This window comes from Paraburkholderia jirisanensis, assembly GCF_054782355.1.
In genome coordinates, this window is the sequence record NZ_BAAGSQ010000025.1 from 831539 (window position 1) to 848321 (window position 16783).

Annotated in this window: 14 protein-coding genes; 4 read left to right on the top strand and 10 right to left on the bottom strand. The window is 62.4% G+C overall.

What is annotated here, in order from left to right; all coding sequences use genetic code 11:
* Positions 1-20 precede the first annotated feature (20 nt).
* Entirely contained in the window at positions 21-2033 is a 2013-nt protein-coding gene (gene pdeR / locus ACYVNQ_RS15370) for a cyclic di-GMP phosphodiesterase (protein WP_460903357.1), read from the top strand.
* A 257-nt stretch (positions 2034-2290) separates the two neighbouring features.
* On the opposite strand, the gene ACYVNQ_RS15375 is transcribed toward pdeR, so the two are convergent.
* Positions 2291-3169, bottom strand: coding sequence for a crotonase/enoyl-CoA hydratase family protein (locus ACYVNQ_RS15375; RefSeq protein WP_460903358.1), 879 nt, complete (start codon positions 3167-3169; stop codon positions 2291-2293).
* Positions 3170-3675: 506 nt separating this feature from the next.
* Positions 3676-5133 (bottom strand): M20 family metallopeptidase, encoded by a 1458-nt coding sequence (locus ACYVNQ_RS15380; protein WP_460903359.1) that lies wholly within the window; start codon positions 5131-5133, stop codon positions 3676-3678.
* A 211-nt stretch (positions 5134-5344) separates the two neighbouring features.
* Here ACYVNQ_RS15380 and ACYVNQ_RS15385 point away from each other — a divergent pair, with 211 nt between their 5' ends.
* Positions 5345-5668 (top strand): superinfection immunity protein, encoded by a 324-nt coding sequence (locus tag ACYVNQ_RS15385; protein WP_460903360.1) that lies wholly within the window; start codon positions 5345-5347, stop codon positions 5666-5668.
* 85 nt (positions 5669-5753) lie between these two features.
* Here the strand turns inward: ACYVNQ_RS15385 and ACYVNQ_RS15390 are convergent, their stop codons facing one another.
* Both ACYVNQ_RS15390 and ACYVNQ_RS15395 read right to left on the bottom strand, forming a co-directional pair.
* Complete coding sequence (locus tag ACYVNQ_RS15390) at positions 5754-6032, bottom strand: YodC family protein (protein ID WP_460903361.1); 279 nt, start codon at positions 6030-6032, stop codon at positions 5754-5756.
* Between the two features lie 648 nt (positions 6033-6680).
* On the bottom strand, positions 6681-7109 hold the full coding sequence (locus ACYVNQ_RS15395; RefSeq protein WP_460903362.1) for an OsmC family protein: 429 nt from the start codon (positions 7107-7109) through the stop codon (positions 6681-6683).
* A gap of 343 nt (positions 7110-7452) precedes the next feature.
* On the opposite strand from ACYVNQ_RS15395, the gene ACYVNQ_RS15400 reads away from it, so the two are divergent.
* Positions 7453-7761: a DUF4148 domain-containing protein gene (locus ACYVNQ_RS15400; protein WP_460903363.1), complete on the top strand. Its 309-nt coding sequence runs from the start codon at positions 7453-7455 to the stop codon at positions 7759-7761.
* Between the two features lie 221 nt (positions 7762-7982).
* On the opposite strand, the gene ACYVNQ_RS15405 is transcribed toward ACYVNQ_RS15400, so the two are convergent.
* The 4 genes from ACYVNQ_RS15405 to ACYVNQ_RS15420 form a co-directional block, all read right to left on the bottom strand.
* Complete coding sequence (locus ACYVNQ_RS15405) at positions 7983-9137, bottom strand: porin (protein WP_460903364.1); 1155 nt, start codon at positions 9135-9137, stop codon at positions 7983-7985.
* A 664-nt stretch (positions 9138-9801) separates the two neighbouring features.
* Positions 9802-12081, bottom strand: coding sequence for an amylo-alpha-1,6-glucosidase (locus tag ACYVNQ_RS15410; protein WP_460903365.1), 2280 nt, complete (start codon positions 12079-12081; stop codon positions 9802-9804).
* A 314-nt stretch (positions 12082-12395) separates the two neighbouring features.
* On the bottom strand, positions 12396-13697 hold the full coding sequence (gene gltA, locus ACYVNQ_RS15415) for a citrate synthase (RefSeq protein WP_460903366.1): 1302 nt from the start codon (positions 13695-13697) through the stop codon (positions 12396-12398).
* A gap of 189 nt (positions 13698-13886) precedes the next feature.
* Complete coding sequence (locus ACYVNQ_RS15420; RefSeq protein ID WP_460903367.1) at positions 13887-14114, bottom strand: hypothetical protein; 228 nt, start codon at positions 14112-14114, stop codon at positions 13887-13889.
* Here ACYVNQ_RS15420 and ACYVNQ_RS15425 point away from each other — a divergent pair.
* A complete protein-coding gene (locus tag ACYVNQ_RS15425; protein WP_460903368.1) occupies positions 14101-14529 on the top strand; it encodes a hypothetical protein in 429 nt (142 codons plus the stop codon). The two genes, ACYVNQ_RS15420 and ACYVNQ_RS15425, sit on opposite strands and share 14 nt — an antisense overlap.
* A 63-nt stretch (positions 14530-14592) precedes the next feature.
* On the opposite strand, the gene ACYVNQ_RS15430 is transcribed toward ACYVNQ_RS15425, so the two are convergent.
* Positions 14593-15372 carry an alpha/beta fold hydrolase gene (locus ACYVNQ_RS15430; RefSeq protein WP_460903596.1) on the bottom strand — a complete coding sequence of 260 codons (780 nt, stop codon included), beginning with the start codon at positions 15370-15372 and terminating at the stop codon, positions 14593-14595.
* A 171-nt stretch (positions 15373-15543) separates the two neighbouring features.
* A complete protein-coding gene (gene mreB, locus ACYVNQ_RS15435; protein ID WP_460903369.1) occupies positions 15544-16623 on the bottom strand; it encodes a rod shape-determining protein MreB in 1080 nt (359 codons plus the stop codon).
* Positions 16624-16783: the final 160 nt, after the last annotated feature.

A 16783-nucleotide genomic window follows, 5' to 3' on the forward strand; every position in this document is an offset into this window, starting at 1 on the left:
TTTGCCCGGACACCGCCTTCATGAACGACGACCACTACGATCAGGTGCATGAGGTGCTCTATGCACGTTTCGGCACGAACAGCCCTTGCTGGCGTCTGTCGAACGACAGCAATGCGCTCGAGTTGTCACCGGTTACCGGCGGTGGTCCAGCCACGGCTGTGATCGCGTTGTCCGCGCAGCAGGCCGCGCAGATCCGCAAGCTCACCGGCATCACCGCGCACCTGATGCTCGACGTGCACCTTTCCGGCGAATCAATGCGCCTGCATCTTGTCGGCAAAAAACTGAACAGCAACACATGGGCCGGCACCGCATCCGCCTTCGAAGACACCGAATCGGTCGCGCGCGATCTGGTACACGGCCTGTCGTTCGCCGAGCAGGTGGTGTCGGAAGTCAACTCGGTGGTGGTGATCGTCGATCGTAATGGCCGTATACAGCGCTTCAACAGGCTCGCCGAAGAGCTGACCGGCATGAAAGAAGAAGATGTGGTCGGCCGCAGCGTGTGGGCGCTGTTCATGTCGTCGGAAGCCGGAGCGGCGTCGAGCCAGAACATCGCCGGCTTTTTCAACCAGGGCGTGTCGTACGAAGTCGAACGGCAGGTGCGCACCGTGCACGGCGAACGGCTCTTCCTGTTTCGCAACAAGTTCGTGCAAAGCGGCAGCGGCATCGACGAGCAGTTCCTGATCTGCTCAGGCACCGACATTACCGAAGAACGCCGCGCGCAGGAACGCCTGACCGAACTCGCGAACACCGATTCATTGACCGGCCTGCCGAACCGCAACGCGATCCAGGACATGATCCGCACCGCGATTGCGAGCGCCCCGCCGGGCGAATCGGTCGGCATCGTGTTTCTCGATCTCGACAACTTCAAGAAGGTCAACGATCACTATGGGCACGTGTTCGGCGACCGCCTGATCCAGGACGTGTCGGCCACCGTGCGCGATTGCCTCGAAGCCGGCGATACGCTAGCGCGCCTGGGCGGCGACGAGTTCATCGTACTGTCACCGAACGCCACCGCCGCATCGCTGGAAGCGATTGCACAGCGCATTCTCGAGCGGCTGCGTACGCCGTTCAGTCTCGGTCTGGTGGAGGTGTATACCGGCTGCTCGATCGGCATCGCGCTGTTCCCGGAACATGGCGACAGCCTCGAATCGCTGGTGCGCGCCGCCGACACCGCGATGTACGTCGCCAAAGACGGCGGCAAGCGCACCTACCGCGTGTTCTCGCCGGAGATGAACCGGCGGGTCGCCGAATACATGTGGCTCGACACCAATCTGCGGCGCGGCCTCGAAGAAGGGCAGCTGACGCTGCATTACCAGCCAAAGCTGTCGCTCGCCACCGGCACCGTGTATGGCGTCGAAGCGCTGGTGCGCTGGAATTCGCCGGAGCGTGGGCAGATCATGCCGAGCGAGTTCATCCGTTATGCCGAGGAGTCCGGTCTGATCGGCCCGCTCGGCCGCTGGGTGATGCAAACCGCCGCCGCCCAGGCCGCGCAATGGAAGGCGCGCGGCATGCCGCTGCGCGTGGCGATCAACGTGTCGGCGCGGCAACTGGTCGACACCGCCGTGGTGCGTCACTTCAGCGAAGCGTTGCAATGCGCGAATCTCGATCCTTGCCTGATCGATCTCGAGCTGACTGAAAGCTGCCTGATCGAAGACGAAGCCGCCGCGATCGACCTGATCACGCAATTTCGCAAGCTCGGCGCGCAGGTTCATCTGGACGACTTCGGCACCGGTTACTCGTCGCTGTCGCAGCTCGGCCGCATTCCGCTCGACGTGATCAAGCTCGACCGCAGCTTCGTGCGCTCGATCAATTCCGACCGCAAGGCACAGGCGCTGGTGCGCTCGATGGTGGCGGTCGCGCAGGCGTTGCAACTGCAGGTGGTGGCCGAAGGCATCGAGAACGAAGCCGAAGAGCTGTTCATGAGGGGGCTCGGTGTCGAATACGTACAGGGCTTCCTCTACGGCCAGCCGATGCCGGCCGCTGAATTCGAGCAATGGTTGAGCGACCGACAGAAGGTCCGGCTGATTGCCTGACCGGGCTGCGGCGGCAACCTGCGGCTGCCGCCGGGAGCTTCTGCCGACTCGTATCATCAGGACCGTTGCTGCAACCATGCGGGTAAAGCGTTGTGAGTGAAGCCGCCGACGTCTGGCCGGGCTTGCTTAAACGGACTGCTCAAGCCATCCGCATCTTCCGTGGCAACACCCGCGCTGCGCTGCCACCCTGCCCGCCATCCGCACCTGCGCCACGTACACGGTGCGGCTGCCCGTCCGATACGACATCATGCGCGGCATCACGCGACGTTTGCGCTGGGCTGGCGCAAGTTCGACGTGCGGCGGTTCTGCAGCATCACGAGCCGTTCCATAAACGCGAGATCCTTTTCCTCGATCGTGAAAGCAGCTTCGACCCAGTCTTCGGTGATCTCCATCAACTCGGCACGCGACAACTGCAGTACGCGCTGACGCGCGCGCACCATCGCACGAATGCCGTTCAGCTTGGGCCGCAGCGAGTCGATGAAGGTGCGTGTCGCGATATACGCTTCGCCCGGTTCGAACAGATGGTCGACCAGACCTTTGTCCGCATGCCACTCCGCCGTATGCGCTTCGCCGCCGCCGATCAGGTCTTCGGCCAGACGCATGCCGGCGCGCCGGGCCACCAGCGAATAGCCGCCCATGCCCGGGAACAGGTTGAAGGCGATTTCCGGGAAGCCCATGCGCGCGTCGTTTTGCGCGAGGATGAAGTGATGCGCGAGTGCCGCTTCAAAGCCGCCGCCCAGCGCGGTGCCCTCGATCATCGCAATCGAGATCGCGCCGGTATCGAAGCCGCGCGCCGCCGCGTGCACGCAATCGACACAGGCGCGCGCGTATGACATCAGTGCCTGGCGCTTACCGGAACGGATTGCATCGGCAAAGAAGCTCAGATCGCCGCCGACGTTGAACATGGTTGGAATCACTGAGCCTGTCACCCAGAAATCGATCGGCAGCCCTGACTCGCGCGCGGCCTGCGCGAGCCCGAGAATGTCGTGCACGAGTTCCAGGTTAAAGCACGGACGTGGTTGCGCACGCAACATCATCCACATGATGTTGCGTTCTTCTTCGTAATAAGCGGCGATTTGCGTCAGATTGCCCGCTTCAAGGAACGGGCGACATGCGTGATGGCTATTCAGGTTCATTTCCGGTGGTCCTTTTAGGTTACAGAACGTCGGCAGAGCGATATGAGCCTAAATCAGACCGGAAGCCCGCAAGGGTGGCTGGCCAACACTTCTACGCAAGTTGCTGGAACTTCCGCGTGACAAACCGGAAGTGCCGCGCCAGTGCGCCCTCGCGCGGCTGCATGGTAACTCGTACCGACGTTCTACTAAGCAAACGATTGCGAGGGAATTAGTGCTGCGAATGCCCGATCCGCGAGGTTTTTCGGCGGGATGGGCATACTTGCATTAGAACCTTTGCGTCGGAATTTCAGTGGGATTTTGCTTCACGCTGCGCAATGCAAACGCAATATATTCGAATTGCATTTTTTGTCGAATTAACGCAGAAGGGAATCAGACCACGCGCTGCACAAGGCGCGGGGACTCCTGAAGTTCAGGATAGGGAATCGGTGGGATGCACAGGCGAGGCGGGTGACGCACCGTGCGTGCGCGGCAATGCGCCGGCACGGTGCGCTTTCAACCAGAGACAGTCAGGGTGCGGCGGCGATGACCTCGGCCACGCAGGCCGTCAGCCGCTTGCCGTATGGCACATGCAGGAACTCATTCGGCCCGTGCGCGTTGGACTTCGGTCCCAGCACGCCGCACACCATGAACTGCGCCTGCGGGAAGCCGTCCTGCAGCACGTTCATCAACGGGATCGTACCGCCCTGCCCGATGTATGCGCAGTCGGCGCCGAAGTGCTGGCGCGACGCATCGTTCAACGCGCCGGTGAGCCACGGCGCGACCGCGGGTGCGTTCCAGCCGGTTGCCGAGCCGTGGTCCGGCTTGAACGTCACTTTTGCGTTGTACGGCGGGTCGAGTTCGAGCAACGCTTTCAGCTCGCCGACCGCCGTTGCGCCATCGATCAGCGGCGGCAGCCGCAGCGACAGCTTGAATGCGGTGCGCGGCCGCAGCACGTTGCCCGCATCCGCGAGCGACGGCAGGCCGGACGCTCCTGTTACCGATAACGAAGGACGCCACGTCGAAGCAAGCAGCGCCTGTTGCGGATCGGTGGTGGTGGGCAGCACCTGGCGGCCGTCCTGGCCGCACGCCCATGGCATCTTCTTCCAGACGTCGTCGCCGAGAATCGCGGCGGTCGCTTCGGCTTCGCGCAGGCGGTCGAGTGGAATCGGACAGTGAAAGCCCTTCGGCAGCAGATTGCCGGTCGACGCATCTTCGAGCCGCTCGAACAGTTGGCGCATGATGCGGAAGCTCGACGGCGCGATGCCGCCGTAGCCGCCGGAATGGATGCCCTCGTCGAGCACCTGCACTTCGAGGTCGCCGGAGACCAGACCGCGCAGCGACGTGGTGAGCCACAGCTGGTCGTAGTTGCCCGCGCCCGAATCGAGACACACCACCAGCCCGACCTTGCCGAGCCGGTCGCGCAATGCATCGACGTACGGCAGCAGATCGTAGCTGCCCGACTCTTCGCAGGTTTCGATCAGGCCGACGCAGCGCGGCCGCTCGACGCCTTGCGCGTCGAGTGCGGCCAGCGCGGTGATGCTTGCGTAGATCGCGTAGCCATCGTCGGCGCCGCCGCGGCCGTATAGCTTGCCGTCCTCCAGCTTCGGCGTCCACGGGCCCAGGTCGTTACGCCAGCCGGCGAATTCGGGCTGCTTGTCGAGGTGGCCATATAGCACGATGGTGTCGGTACTGCCCGAGCGGGTCGCCGGTACCTCGAAGAAAATCACCGGTGTGCGGCCCGCCAGACGCACGATTTCCAGTTTCAGTCCGCGTACCGGCTGCGTTTGCGCCCATTGCGCCGCGTCGGTGATCACGCGTTCGAGATAACCGTGCTTCTGCCAGTCCGGGTCGAACGCCGGGCTTTTGGCCGGCACCGCAATATAGTCGGTCAGCGCCGGGACGATCTCGTCGTTCCATTTGCGCTCGACGAAATCGCGCAAGGTGTCGGGGTTCAGGCGGGTTTGAGTGGTAGCGTCCGAAGTCATCGCAGCGGTCCGGTTCGGGAAAAAACACATGATAGTCCCGCGCCGCGCGATGCGGCCAGCGTCCGGCGCGCAGCGTGCGCGGTGCGGCTGCAGCTGGCCGGCTATGCCGCGCAAGGATCCGCGGATGCGCGGCTGCCCACCCATCGCTGCGCGCGAGCCGTGTTTCGCGCGACAATGCCGACATCTGCCTTGCATCCGTCAATCTGTTCTCATGCTTAACTTTGCATTCGAAGGCGTCGCCGCCGTTGTCGCGCTCGCGCTGTATTTCCTGCCGGCGATTCTCGCCGATCGCCGCAAGCGCCACGACCTGTTGACGATCGCATTATTCAATGCGGTGGTCGGCTGGACTGTGTTCGGCTGGCTACTCGCGCTTTACTGGGCGCTGCAACCCAATCCGCCGAAAGACGTCGCCGGGGAAGTGGTCAAGTCGCGCAAGCTGGTACGGATGCGCAACTTCTCGAAGATGCTCGCCGAACGCGTGCAGTTGCGCGGCGCGCGCGGTGCCGCGCGCGACCGTGCACCGAAGTCGAAGTAAATTCAGAGGAATGAGGTTTGACGTGACGCGGCAGGCCCGCGTGCTGGCGGTGCGCGGTGCGCGATGCGGTGCACCGGGCGCAATACTAAGGCAGCGCCACCCGGATGAACTTGTGCAGTTGTACCGATCCGGCCGGAATCGAACGCGGCTCGGCACGTACCTTGTCAAGTTCGAACATGTCCTGGCGCAGTTCGCCATGTTCGTCGAACCATTGGCACACCAGCCACTCCCCCGGCGCACTGCCCACCGGCCCGGCATAAGTTACCGTCATGCGCGGGCCCCCGGCCTTGAGCGTGACCACATCACCCACGTTGAATTGACCGGCTGGCGGCGCACCGAATGGTTTGAGCGTAGCAGTCAGCATGATTGTCCCCGTTATAAGAGTCGAGCTCTCTGATCACCACTGCCGTAAACGCACTACAGTCGAACAGATTTAATGAGTGCCGCAAGATTATCAATCGGATTTTCAGCGAGCAAGCATTTTTTAAACGAAACCATTCTCGCCACGCTGTTAAACACCCTTATAAAATATTTTTGAACGGACGTTCGGGTTATGCCTGGCAGGTCATCCGTCAGAATTCTCGCCCCGCGCTGTAAGGTTTCGTCTCGCCTGCAGTAGGAGTTACGGCAGGTCTGGCTGGCACTGTAATCTGTTCCGGCAGCGGCGTGTCATAACCACGCCATAATTGTGGTTCACAGCCGACAAATCCAGTTAATTCGAATAAATCGGCTCACCTGTAAATCGGCGCATCATCTTTGAACGGGAAAAACCGCACATGGAGCCGGCAAAACCGGAAAATCATCCGACGGATGCGGGTTAATGCTAATTAATGCGCGGCAAATGATATGTGACTTTCGCGGAAGATCTGCGGCTACATATAAGCACGACGCTTTGGCGGATGTCCGGCCGATCGCGCACCGGCCGGCGTCCGGAAAATAGCCCCGGCGGCGCGGCGCGCCAGCGCGCGCACCGCTCACCCGCCTGTCGGCTCCTAACTAGTACACGCGTCGCTCAGCTTTCGAGTTTCGCGTCCATCGTGATGTCGGCCCTGAGCACCTTCGAGACCGGGCAATTGGCCTTCGCGCCGGCGGTCGCCTTGTCGAACGCCGCCTTGTCGCCGCCGGGAATCTTCACTGCCACATCCAGATGCACCGCGCTGATCTTGAAGCCGCCGGCGGGGTCCTTGTCCAGCGTCACGGTGGCGGTGGTCGCGATGCGCTCCGGCTTGATGCCGGCCTGCCCCAGTTCCGCCGACAGCGCCATCGAGAAACATCCTGCATGCGCGGCCGCGATCAGTTCTTCGGGGTTGGTGCCGACGCCGTTTTCAAAACGCGTCGAGAACGAGTACTGCGTTTCCTTCAACACGCCGCTATCTGTGGAGATCGAGCCCTTCCCGTCCTGCAGACCGCCCTGCCAGACTGCCGATGCCTTGCGCTTCATTACGCTCTCCTGTTTTTGCCCCTGCCTCGACGCAGCCCGTCAGGCTGCCGCGCTGCCGTCCGCATCGGTCCCGCCCGGATTGATCTGCGGAAATCGGCATCGCTCGACCATGCTGCGCTTCGCGTGAGGGGCAGGCGCGGACCGAACTTCATCATAGGCTCAAGCTTGCGACGCCGCGATGAAGCCGATCAGGTCCTTGCGCTATCTCATTATTGCGTAACGCGTAATAGCGTTTATCCAAACTTACACTTTCCGGTGGACGGTTGCGTCAATAAACTTCGGCAACGGTTCGGAAGGTTTGCTTCTGCCGAACTCGCCAACAGCAAAATTCTGGAGGTTCGTCATGAAAGCACTGGTTTCCGCCGTCGTGGTCGCGTCGGCACTTGCCCTTCCCGCGCTGTCGTTCGCCCAGCAGGCGAACAACGGCCCAGTCACCCGCGCTCAGGTGAAGGCCGAACTGGCCGCCGCGCAAAAAGACGGTTCGCTGTATCTGGGCAATTCGGACTATCCGGGCCCGGCGCCGCAAACCCTCGCAGTAGCGGATACGTCGCCGAGCATGGGTGTTGGCGGTTCGACGGGCGGTACTTCGCAATCGGGCTCGCGCACGCCAACCATCGAACAGCGCATCTTCTCGACGTTCCGCGGTAACTAACAGGCGGTAACTGAGAGGCAGCAACCGAGAGGCGGTAACTGAGCTACGCACAGACGCCGCGGCCGGCGGCGAGGCTCAGCGGCTACAGCACGAATGACAAACGCCCCGTTTCGGCATAGCGCCGAAACGGGGCGTTTTCTGTTGCGCGGCGCATTGCCGCGCAACCGTCGCACCACCGGCCATCACGGCCGGCGGCGCAATCCAGCCTGAAAAGCGGCTGCTTAGAAGCGGTGACGCATACCGACCGTCGCAACCACCTGGTTGTTGGTCGACGATGCACCACCCGAGTTGTTGATGAACGCAACGAAGTTGTGACCCGACACGTGCTGGTACATGCCTTCCGCGTACACATCGGTACGCTTGGACAGCGAGTACACCGCCTGCAGGTTGATCTGGCTCCACTTCGGATCTTCGCCGAACGTCGTGCTGTTGGTCACGTGGCCGTTCGTGTACGTGTACGCTGCGCCGAGGCTCAATGCCGACGTCAGCGCGTACTTGCCGTTCAGTTCGTAGTTGTCGAAGCTGACGCGGCCATTGTTCGAACCGAACGACTGCGTGCCCTGGAACTGGCTGTGCGTGTACACGAAGCCGACCAGTGCCGGGCCGAACGCGTAGTTCACGCCTGCGCCGACGGTGCGTTGCACGTCCGCGCCGAGCACGAAGCCGCCGGTGCCGTTCGATTGCGATTCGGCGAGGTCGACCGCGCCAGCCGTGTTGGCCGTGCTGTTCGAACCGTTGATCTGCAAGTAGCCGGCCGCGATGTTGAAGCCCGCGAACGAGTAGCTTGCGCCCGCGCTATACGCACGGTTGATCGAGAAGTCGGTGTTGTTCGAGAACGCGTACAACGCGCCGAACTTGAAGCCGGCGTAGTTCGCGCTGTTGAACTTGACTGCGTTGTTCATCCGGACCGAGTGGTTCAGATTGTCGTTGTCGAACGGGTGAGCGAAGCCCGTGTCGCCGAACGTGCCGGACGTGCCCGACAGCGGTGCGACGTAGTCGACCAGCGAGTCATACTGGCGGCCGAGCGTGACCGTACCCCACTGGTCGCTCGACAGGCCCACATACGCCTGACGACCGAACAGACGGCTGTCCTGAGCCAGCTTGCCGTTCGTCACGCTAAAACCGTTTTCGAGCACGAAGATCGCCTTCAGGCCACCGCCGAGGTCTTCAGCGCCGCGGAAACCGAAACGGCTGCCATTGATTTCGCCGCTGGTTGCCTGGAACAGCGGGCCGCCTGCGCCGCCCTTCGGCTTGACGTTGTTCGTGTACATCAGGCCGGCATCGATCAGGCCGTACAGCGTAACGGAGCTTTGCGCGTGCGCGGCCGACGCGGCGAATGCCGCAGCCACTGCTACAGGGATGGCGATTTTCTTCACTGGTAACTCCTTCTCGTGTGGGAACGCGTAATAAACGGCGAACGCAAGTATAGGGAGGGTTCAGTGATACGCCGCGTCTCGCATAAAGAAATACACTTCACCGGTCAGCAGAATAATCTTTCACAATTCTGTCATACCCAATACTGACAACGATTTAGCGAACTTCACCCGGCAATGAGAGTATCAATCGCGTTGAGATAGTGGTGTAGCGACAACGCGAGGCTCGGCTTTTCATTTTAGAAACAACATTTCCCTGCCGAAAGATAGCGCTCTCGCGATTATATGCAAGGAGCTGCTGCCGCCCGCAAGACGACAGTGTGGCGCGGCCTGGCGGGCAGCGCGGTGGTTGCGGGCTTATCTGATAAATGCACGCGAGTTGTCCAGTCTCGTCAGATCGGATACTGAAAGCACGGAATCCGGCTTTCAATCTGATTATTTTTGATGATTATTTCCTGCAATGAAGCGAAGCAGCGGAATTCTACGCTGGAATTCTCAACAATTATCAGCACCCTTCGCTAAACGCGACTTCGCCACGCACTCGTGAAGTGCGTTTACGCAATAATGGGTACGAGAAAGATCGTATAGACGGCGGCGCTGGAATTAATACAGACGCGCGGCATATTTGCCGCGCGTCAATTCAGACTAAGACAACAGGGCGCATTGTCTACAGCAGCGCGATCACCCGCACGTCACCCTGCTCCGCCGACGCGACCACCTTGCCGGCCACGCGCCGGAACGTGATCGACACCGATGCGTCGCCTACCCGCAAGTCGCTGATCTCGATCCAGTCGATGCCGTCAGGCAGCATCGGCTGTTCGATCAGCACCTCGCGGCGCGCGGCGTCGATCGTCACGCCGAGACACGCCTCGAGCATCATGAACGGCGAGCCGGCCGCCCACGCCTGCGGCAGGCAGGCTACCGGATAAGCGGTCGGTGGTTCGCCGCGCCGGCGCGGGAAGCCGCAGAACAGTTCCGGCAGACGCATGTCGAAATTGACCGCCGCCTGGAACAGCGCCTGCAGCAGCCGCACTGCAGCGGGCTTGGCACCGTAGCGCGCCAGGCCGCGCGCGCAGATCGCGTTGTCGTGCGGCCACACCGAGCCGTTGTGATAGGCCATCGGGTTAAAGCGCGGCTGCCCGGCGGCCAGCGTGCGCACGCCCCAGCCGGTATGGAACAGTGCCGATTCGAGCGAACGCGCCACCGCTTCGCCGCGCTCGCGCCGGGCCAGCCCGAACGCCAGCAGGTGTCCCGCATTCGATGCCTGCACGCGGCACAGATCGCCCTTGCCGTCGAGCGCGATACCGTAGAAGTTCTGATCGTCCATCCAGTACTTCTCTTCGACGCGCTCGCGAATCGACGCCGCGCGATTCGTGTAGCGCACCGCCGCCTCCGCCATGCCGCGCAGCGCCGCGAATTGCGCCATCGTGTCGAACGCGGCGCTCGCATAGGCCTGCACTTCGACCAGCGCGATCGGCCCTTCCGGGAAGCTGCCGTCGGCATGGAACACCGAATCGTGGCTGTCTTTCCAGCCCTGGTTCGCGAGGCCGCCGTCGGAGGCCCGTTGATAATCGAGCAAGCCGAAGCGGTTCCTGTCGCACACGCCGGCCACCCACTGCGCCGCGCGCTCGAGCGCCGGCCACAGTTCGTCGATCAGCCCGAGATCGCCGGTGCGCGCCACGTAGGCGCCGGCCAGCACGATAAACAGCGGCGTGGTGTCGACCCCGCCGTAGTACAGCGCGAACGGCACTTCGCCGGTCGCCGCCATCTCGCTGCGGCGCATCTCGTGCATGATCTTGCCGACCGCCGCGTCGCGAAACGCGGATTCCTCGCGCGCCTGATGCTTGGCGAGAAAGCGCAGCACGCCACGTGCAAGACTGGGTTGCAGCCACAACGATTGCAGCGACGTGATCACCGCGTCGCGGCCGAACGGCGTCGAAAACCACGGGATACCCGCATACGGGTACGGGCCGGTTTCGAGGTCGGTGGTCAGCAGGTTCAGGTCGGCTTGCGAACGATCGATCCACGCGTTGAACAGCGGGTTGCTCGAGCGGATCCGCGCCGACGCGCGGCGCCGTTCGCGCATCACGAGGTGGGCGTCCACCAGTGCCGCACGCACCGCAGCGCGGCCGACGCGCGGCCGTGCCGTGTCGATCTGCGACATGTGCGCTTCGGTCATCGTGTGGGTAGATTGCGGTACGTCCGCATCGGCGTTCTCTTTCTTCGCTTCGACGTCGACTGCCACCGACAGATAGATCGAGATGCACGCCTGGGCCGGCAAGCGCACCGAATAATCGGCGCGGCCGGCGAGCAGTTTGTCCGGCGTCGGCGCAAACGCGATCCGCACGCGGCGCTCGACGTGATCAAGGCCGACATAGCCGAGCAGCACCTCGCCATTCTCGACGCGCGCCGGCTCCACGGTGCCCTGCACCGGACGCTTCAGGCCGCGCACCTCGAACATGTCGCGAAAGTCGCTGGCAAACGAGATCGACAGCGGCACGATTGCATCGCTGGTGCCGTAGTTAGTCAGCTCGATTGCTTCGTTGAGCACGGTACCGGACAGCACGCGAATGCGCTCGACGTGAATCACGCCTTCCGGTGTGCTGTCGCCGCCTAACGGCGGCAATGGACGATTGGTCAGATGCGCGGTGAATGCGGTGTTGTCGCTGCTGACGCTGCCCGACAGCAGCGAAGGCGCGCGTCCGCCGAAGGTCAGCCGCAATTGCGACAGCACGCGCGTGTCGTTGACGAACAAACCGTCGTCGATACCGGTGATGTCGCCCAAAGGATCGTTGACGATAAACGTGCCGCCCGATTTCAGCACGTACTGGTCGGTGCTTGCCGTGCTCAGATTTTCTGGCGCGATGAAGGCGCCGTCGATCTCCTGTTCCTGATAGTCCACGCCACTCGAATGCGTGAGTCCACCGAGTGCTTCCGGGTTCTGCATCAGCTCCCTCCTGTGCTGGTCACTTTGGTGTCGATTGTAGAGGGTACTCTTGAAATGGGCACAGCAGCGTTGCACGCGTGCACGCATCCTTGCGTGGATGCACGTTGATCGCACGTTGATCGCTCGCTGGGGTAGCGCGACACGACGGGCACCGGGCTGGCACGCGTTGCTTGTTCGATTGGCACGTGTGATGCGGTTTTCGTGCGCACGCGACACGCTCTACCGCGCTACAGATGCAAAACGGGCGCCGTCTCCGTGGCCCGGAGGCGGCGCCCGACTACGCGCACCGGCTTGCAGCGCGCGACGTGCCTGACCTAGCGGCTCGCGAGCGGCTTCGCTTCGCGCGGCGCGTTACCCACGAACAGCTGGCGTGGACGGCCGATCTTCTGTTCCGGATCCGCAATCATCTCGTTCCATTGCGCAATCCAGCCCACCGTGCGCGCCATCGAGAAGATGCAGGTGAACATGGCGGTCGGAATGCCCAGCGCGCGCTGCACGATACCCGAATAGAAATCGACGTTCGGGTACAGCTTGCGTGACACGAAGTATTCATCTTCGAGCGCGATCTTTTCCAGCGCCATCGCCAGCTTGAACAGCGGGTCGTCGTGCAGACCCAGTTCTTCGAGCACTTCGTGACAGGTTTCGCGCATCAGCTTCGCGCGCGGATCGTAGTTCTTGTACACGCGATGGCCGAAGCCCATCAGCTTCACACCGGAATTCTTGTCCTTCACCTGTTCGATGAATTCAGGAATCTTGTCGACCGAGCCGATTTCTTCCAGCATGTTCAGCGCCGCTTCATTCGCGCCGCCGTGCGCCGGACCCCACAGGCACGCGATACCGGCCGCAATACACGCAAACGGGTTCGCGCCCGACGAACCCGCCAGACGCACCGTCGAAGTTGACGCGTTCTGCTCGTGGTCCGCGTGCAGGATCAGGATGCGGTCGAGTGCGCGCACCAGCACGTCGTTCACCTTGTATTCCTCGGCCGGCGTCGAGAACATCATGCGCATGAAGTTTGCGCTATATGACAGGTCGTTCTGCGGGTACACGAACGGCTGGCCGATCGTGTACTTGTACGCCATCGCCACCAGCGTCGGCAGCTTCGCGATCATACGGATTGCGGAGACATCGCGGTGTTGCGCATTCGTGATGTCGAGCGAGTCGTGATAGAACGCCGACAGCGCGCCGACGGCCGCCACCAGAATCGCCATCGGATGCGCGTCGCGGCGGAAGCCGCGGAAGAAAAACTGCATCTGCTCGTGAACCATCGTGTGGTTCGTCACGGATCCGACGAATGCCTGCTTTTGCTGCGCATTCGGCAATTCGCCGTGCAGCAGCAGGTAGCAGGTTTCGAGAAAGTCCGCATTCTGTGCGAGGTTATCGATCGGGTAGCCGCGGTATCGCAGCTCGCCCTTGTCGCCGTCGATGTACGTGATCGCCGAGTTGCACGCGGCCGTCGACATAAAGCCTGGGTCGTACGTGAACTTGCCGGTCTGGCCGTAGAGCTTGCGGATATCGATCACGTCGGGGCCGATCGTGCCTTTGTAGATCGGCAGATCGATCTTCTCGTTGGTATCCGAAAACGTGAGCGTTGCGTGTGCGCTTGAACTGTTCATCCAATCCTCGTTTCATGCAGTTGGAAGTGGAGCGGGCTGCTGCCGCTAGCGGCATGCGGTAAGAGGCGCGCTTGACGCGCAATCACTGACGCGACCCGCTACGGTCGCTTTCAGCATTCTACGGTGCCGCCCTCGCTTCTTTGACTCGTTATTCGCAACAATGCTTGACGCTCAGTGAAACACTCAGACTTAAAAGAGCTTTAAAGCGCGTTTTCTGTTACCAACAAAATGAAAGGAAATGCTGCGAATGCAACAATCTTTTGCCTGACTGAACGATGCCGCGGAGAAAGCGGTCTGCGATACTGCAGTCCATGCACTTTTGCACTGCATAACCGCTTTGCTGCCACGCCGCTTGAAAAAGAGACGTTCCGCAGCCAACTGAACATAGACAGGGTTGCCAAAGATGAACATCAACATGGATACGCTCTTCCCGGATACCGAAGAACACGAAGGTGCGGTGGTCACTGCACTGAATCACCAGGATATCGTGCTGGCCATGTCCGCGGCCCTCGCGACCGAAAAGATTGCGGTCGTGCACATGCTCTATCCGCGCACCGACGCGCGTACCAATCACAGTCTCGATGCACTGGTCGATCGCCTGCATGGCCACGGCCTGCACGAAGTCGCGCGGCTGATTTCGCAACAGGCGCACTACCTCGTGTTCAAGAGCCCGCAAAACGCGTGGAAGGCGTTTCACGAGATCCGCAACGACTCGCTCGCGATTGGCGCGCATCTGTACTATTGCGGGCTGGTTGGCGAGGCTGCGGAACGCACGCTCGACGCCGATGCGCATGCGAAGTCCGGCAGCAAGCGGTCGCATCGCAAGGCTTGAAAAGGCTTAAAAAGATTTGAGGTAGTTCAACCGCCCGTGCGCTTGCAATGCGCCGGGCGCGTGTCAAGCACCACGCACGAATTCGTCGACGTAACGATTGAACGCTGACGGATGCGCGAGATTCATCCCGTGTGAGGCACCGTTCACTGTTCTGCGGCGCGCATCGGGCAGCCACGATTCGAGCGCCGCGACTGCGCGCCTGAACATCTGCGGGCTCTTTTCGCCATCGATCAACAGCACCGGGCAGCGTACCTGCGCCGCCTGTTGCGGCTCATAAGCCGGCAACGGATCGCGAAACTGACGCGCCAGCGTGTGCGCATTGTCGAGCGCCATGGTGCGAAACGCGGCCGTACTCTTGGCCCAGAAGCCGGGGCGGCTCACCGAGTCGACGAACAACTGCAGGCCCGCCTCGACTTCCCCACTTTCGATCAGTTGCGCCGCCCGCGCGCGCAAGGCATTCACCGTTTCGGGCAATTGCGCGGGAGCACGTCCTTCGATCTGCAATGGCCCGCCGGGGTCGGCCAGCGTCAGCGTGCGTACGTGCTGCGGGTGACGCCGCGCGCAATGGAACACCACGCAGCCGCCGCGCGAATGGCCGATCACATGAGCCGGGCCCGCATCAAGACGTTCGATGAATTCGGCCACTTCGTCCGCATGGCGGCTCCAGCTGAACGGGGACTGTGCGGGCGTATCGACGGCGGGCCAATAGTGCGTGAGACTCACTGCGACGCAGCGATAGCGCGCCGCGAGGCCGTCGAGTTGCGGCTGCCAGTAACGGTAGTCGCACAACGAGCCATGCACGAACAGCAGCAACGGGCCATCGCCTCGTTCGACGTATGGCACGCTCAGGCCGTTGCTGAGTTCGATAAAGCGCGGTGTGACGGAATCGGCGATAAAGCTGGATGAATTCACGGGCAGGCAGGACAGATGAGAAACGCGGCAACGCGCAGAGCAGCACGCCGATGCTACCGCACCCCGCCCGCCGCGCCCACTCTCAGCGCGCCGAAAACCGCTTCACTCGTAAGCGTACGCATCGATCAAACCGGCCTCGGCTGCCGCACCCGCACCGCGCACTGCGCAGGTCAGCGGCTCGTCGGCAACCCGCACGTCGAGCCCCAGTTCGTCGGCCAGATAGCGCGGCAGATTGCCGAGCAACGCGCCGCCGCCGGTCAGCACCACGCCGGTGTTCGCGATGTCGGTGACGAGTTCGGGCGGTGCGTTTTCCAGTGCCGCCTTGACGGCCACCAGCATCTGCCGCAACGGCACGGCGATCGCCTCGGCCACGTCCTGAGTGCGGATCTCGATGGTGCGCGGCAGGCCGTCGTCGACGCTGCGGCCGGTCGCACACATCTTCTGTTCGGGCACGTCGCGCAGCGCCGAGCCGATAGTCTTTTTCACATGCTCGGCGGTCTGCTCGCCGAGCACCACGCCGTACACATTGCGCACGTAGTTGACGATCGCCTGATCGAACTGGTCGCCGCCGACCCGGATCGAGCCGCTATACGCGATGCCGCCGAGCGCGATCACGCCGATCTCGGTGGTGCCGCCGCCGATATCGACCACCATCGAGCCGGTCGCCGACGAAACCGGCAGCCCTGCGCCGACTGCCGACGCGAACGATTCGTCGATCAGGTTGACCTTCCACGCGCCCGCCGCAACCGCCGCCTCGCGAATCGCCCGCCGCTCGACCTGGGTCGCGCCGCCCGGCACGCAGATCGTGAACGCGGCGCGGCGCGCGAAGAACGGCCGCGGCCGCGCCATTTCGACGAACTGCCGCATCATGTGCTCGGCCGCCGAAAAATTGGCGATCACACCGTGCCGCATCGGCCGCACCGGTTCGAGATTGCCGGGCGCGCGGCCGAGCATCTGCTTGGCCGCGCTGCCGACTGCCGCAACCCGGCGGTGCCCCTCGGCCATCTGCTTCATAAAACACACCACCGATGGCTGGTTGACGACGATGCCGCCGTCGTCCGTGTAGATCAATGTATTGGCGGTACCGAGATCGACGGCCAGCGAATAGCCAAACAGGCGTCCGAAAAGGGATTGATGCGACGGGGAGTGATTCGGCGAAGCGGGTAGCATCGAGCGGGCCATAGACAGGCTCTGTAGGTGTGTGTTCGGCCACCTGGTCGAGGCGGCACAAAAAGTCGAATGCGCGGTTGGCGCGGCGAGGCATGGCGCCTACTTGTGCATCGGCACGTTTTTCCGGCTTATGACGCCCGTTAACGGCGTTTCGCCCGAAATCTTTAGTGCA

What these genes read in the sequence shown, in the direction of transcription:
- pdeR (WP_460903357.1), top strand. Translation starts at nt 21, where the DNA reads ATGAACGACGACCACTACGATCAGGTGCATGAGGTGCTCTATGCACGT.
- ACYVNQ_RS15375 (WP_460903358.1), bottom strand. Translation starts at nt 3,169, where the DNA reads ATGAACCTGAATAGCCATCACGCATGTCGCCCGTTCCTTGAAGCGGGC.
- ACYVNQ_RS15380 (WP_460903359.1), bottom strand. Translation starts at nt 5,133, where the DNA reads ATGACTTCGGACGCTACCACTCAAACCCGCCTGAACCCCGACACCTTG.
- ACYVNQ_RS15385 (WP_460903360.1), top strand. Translation starts at nt 5,345, where the DNA reads ATGCTTAACTTTGCATTCGAAGGCGTCGCCGCCGTTGTCGCGCTCGCG.
- ACYVNQ_RS15390 (WP_460903361.1), bottom strand. Translation starts at nt 6,032, where the DNA reads ATGCTGACTGCTACGCTCAAACCATTCGGTGCGCCGCCAGCCGGTCAA.
- ACYVNQ_RS15395 (WP_460903362.1), bottom strand. Translation starts at nt 7,109, where the DNA reads ATGAAGCGCAAGGCATCGGCAGTCTGGCAGGGCGGTCTGCAGGACGGG.
- ACYVNQ_RS15400 (WP_460903363.1), top strand. Translation starts at nt 7,453, where the DNA reads ATGAAAGCACTGGTTTCCGCCGTCGTGGTCGCGTCGGCACTTGCCCTT.
- ACYVNQ_RS15410 (WP_460903365.1), bottom strand. Translation starts at nt 12,081, where the DNA reads ATGCAGAACCCGGAAGCACTCGGTGGACTCACGCATTCGAGTGGCGTG.
- gltA (WP_460903366.1), bottom strand. Translation starts at nt 13,697, where the DNA reads ATGAACAGTTCAAGCGCACACGCAACGCTCACGTTTTCGGATACCAAC.
- ACYVNQ_RS15425 (WP_460903368.1), top strand. Translation starts at nt 14,101, where the DNA reads ATGAACATCAACATGGATACGCTCTTCCCGGATACCGAAGAACACGAA.
- ACYVNQ_RS15420 (WP_460903367.1), bottom strand. Translation starts at nt 14,114, where the DNA reads ATGTTGATGTTCATCTTTGGCAACCCTGTCTATGTTCAGTTGGCTGCG.
- mreB (WP_460903369.1), bottom strand. Translation starts at nt 16,623, where the DNA reads ATGGCCCGCTCGATGCTACCCGCTTCGCCGAATCACTCCCCGTCGCAT.